Genomic DNA, 2,712 nt, shown 5'->3' with positions numbered 1-2,712 from the left:
CGCTCTTTAACAATCGAATCAAGCAATTCGTGTGGGTGCTTGTGAAATCAGACTGATAGTCACAAAGATTATCAGCATCACAAGTGACTACATGAGCAATCATATAGTTCATTTTGAGATTGCTGAGCCAAGTTTAGGGTTTCTTAAAAACCCAAGCAGTATTGAACTGAAGAGTTTGATCATGGCTCAGATTGAACGCTGGCGGCAGGCCTAACACATGCAAGTCGAGCGGATGAGAAGAGCTTGCTCTTCGATTCAGCGGCGGACGGGTGAGTAATGCCTAGGAATCTGCCTGGTAGTGGGGGACAACGTTTCGAAAGGAACGCTAATACCGCATACGTCCTACGGGAGAAAGCAGGGGACCTTCGGGCCTTGCGCTATCAGATGAGCCTAGGTCGGATTAGCTAGTTGGTGAGGTAATGGCTCACCAAGGCGACGATCCGTAACTGGTCTGAGAGGATGATCAGTCACACTGGAACTGAGACACGGTCCAGACTCCTACGGGAGGCAGCAGTGGGGAATATTGGACAATGGGCGAAAGCCTGATCCAGCCATGCCGCGTGTGTGAAGAAGGTCTTCGGATTGTAAAGCACTTTAAGTTGGGAGGAAGGGCAGTAAGTTAATACCTTGCTGTTTTGACGTTACCAACAGAATAAGCACCGGCTAACTCTGTGCCAGCAGCCGCGGTAATACAGAGGGTGCAAGCGTTAATCGGAATTACTGGGCGTAAAGCGCGCGTAGGTGGTTCGTTAAGTTGGATGTGAAATCCCCGGGCTCAACCTGGGAACTGCATCCAAAACTGGCGAGCTAGAGTAGGGCAGAGGGTGGTGGAATTTCCTGTGTAGCGGTGAAATGCGTAGATATAGGAAGGAACACCAGTGGCGAAGGCGACCACCTGGGCTCATACTGACACTGAGGTGCGAAAGCGTGGGGAGCAAACAGGATTAGATACCCTGGTAGTCCACGCCGTAAACGATGTCAACTAGCCGTTGGAATCCTTGAGATTTTAGTGGCGCAGCTAACGCATTAAGTTGACCGCCTGGGGAGTACGGCCGCAAGGTTAAAACTCAAATGAATTGACGGGGGCCCGCACAAGCGGTGGAGCATGTGGTTTAATTCGAAGCAACGCGAAGAACCTTACCAGGCCTTGACATGCAGAGAACTTTCCAGAGATGGATTGGTGCCTTCGGGAACTCTGACACAGGTGCTGCATGGCTGTCGTCAGCTCGTGTCGTGAGATGTTGGGTTAAGTCCCGTAACGAGCGCAACCCTTGTCCTTAGTTACCAGCACGTTATGGTGGGCACTCTAAGGAGACTGCCGGTGACAAACCGGAGGAAGGTGGGGATGACGTCAAGTCATCATGGCCCTTACGGCCTGGGCTACACACGTGCTACAATGGTCGGTACAGAGGGTTGCCAAGCCGCGAGGTGGAGCTAATCTCACAAAACCGATCGTAGTCCGGATCGCAGTCTGCAACTCGACTGCGTGAAGTCGGAATCGCTAGTAATCGCGAATCAGAATGTCGCGGTGAATACGTTCCCGGGCCTTGTACACACCGCCCGTCACACCATGGGAGTGGGTTGCACCAGAAGTAGCTAGTCTAACCTTCGGGAGGACGGTTACCACGGTGTGATTCATGACTGGGGTGAAGTCGTAACAAGGTAGCCGTAGGGGAACCTGCGGCTGGATCACCTCCTTAATCGACGACATCAGCTGCTTCATAAGCTCCCACACGAATTGCTTGATTCATTGAAGAAGACGATCAAGACCCTATATAGGTCTGTAGCTCAGTTGGTTAGAGCGCACCCCTGATAAGGGTGAGGTCGGCAGTTCAAATCTGCCCAGACCTACCAATATGCGGGGCCATAGCTCAGCTGGGAGAGCGCCTGCCTTGCACGCAGGAGGTCAGCGGTTCGATCCCGCTTGGCTCCACCACTCTGCAGTACCTTGATCAAACTCAGAAATGAGCATTCGCGTCGAATGTTGATTTCTGGCTTTTGTCAGATCGTTCTTTAAAAATTTGGATATGTGATAGATATAGACTGAACACCAGTTTCACTGCTGGTGGATCAGGCTAAGGTAAAATTTGTGAGTGTCTCTTAAGACTTTAAGAGTATTGCGAATTTTCGGCGAATGTCGTCTTCACAGTATAACCAGATTGCTTGGGGTTATATGGTCAAGTGAAGAAGCGCATACGGTGGATGCCTTGGCAGTCAGAGGCGATGAAAGACGTGGTAGCCTGCGATAAGCTTCGGGGAGTCGGCAAACAGACTTTGATCCGGAGATCTCTGAATGGGGGAACCCACTCAGCATAAGCTGAGTATCTTGTACTGAATACATAGGTACAAGAGGCGAACCAGGGGAACTGAAACATCTAAGTACCCTGAGGAAAAGAAATCAACCGAGATTCCCTTAGTAGTGGCGAGCGAACGGGGACTAGCCCTTAAGTGGCTTTGAGATTAGCGGAACGCTCTGGAAAGTGCGGCCATAGTGGGTGATAGCCCTGTACGCGAAAATCTCTTAGTCATGAAATCGAGTAGGACGGAGCACGAGAAACTTTGTCTGAATATGGGGGGACCATCCTCCAAGGCTAAATACTACTGACTGACCGATAGTGAACCAGTACCGTGAGGGAAAGGCGAAAAGAACCCCGGAGAGGGGAGTGAAATAGAACCTGAAACCGTATGCGTACAAGCAGTGGGAGCCTACTT

General features: G+C 50.9%; 2 tRNA genes and 2 rRNA genes. All 4 read left to right on the top strand.

Features of this window, described 5'->3' with window-relative positions:
- Nucleotides 1–163 precede the first annotated feature (163 nt).
- A 16S ribosomal RNA gene (locus M2D63_RS25475) occupies nt 164–1,700 on the top strand.
- A 77-nt stretch (nt 1,701–1,777) separates the two neighbouring features.
- A tRNA-Ile gene (locus M2D63_RS25470) sits at nt 1,778–1,854 on the top strand.
- 6 nt (nt 1,855–1,860) lie between these two features.
- Nucleotides 1,861–1,936 (top strand) — tRNA-Ala (locus M2D63_RS25465).
- A 239-nt stretch (nt 1,937–2,175) separates the two neighbouring features.
- Nucleotides 2,176–2,712, top strand: a 23S ribosomal RNA gene (locus M2D63_RS25460); the annotation flags it as partial.

Origin of the sequence: Pseudomonas sp. BJa5, assembly GCF_030272875.2 — a bacterium.
Lineage (GTDB): Bacteria > Pseudomonadota > Gammaproteobacteria > Pseudomonadales > Pseudomonadaceae > Aquipseudomonas.
Note: the sequence above shows the minus strand (reverse complement) of the source record. Positions and strands in the feature narration are given on the sequence as shown.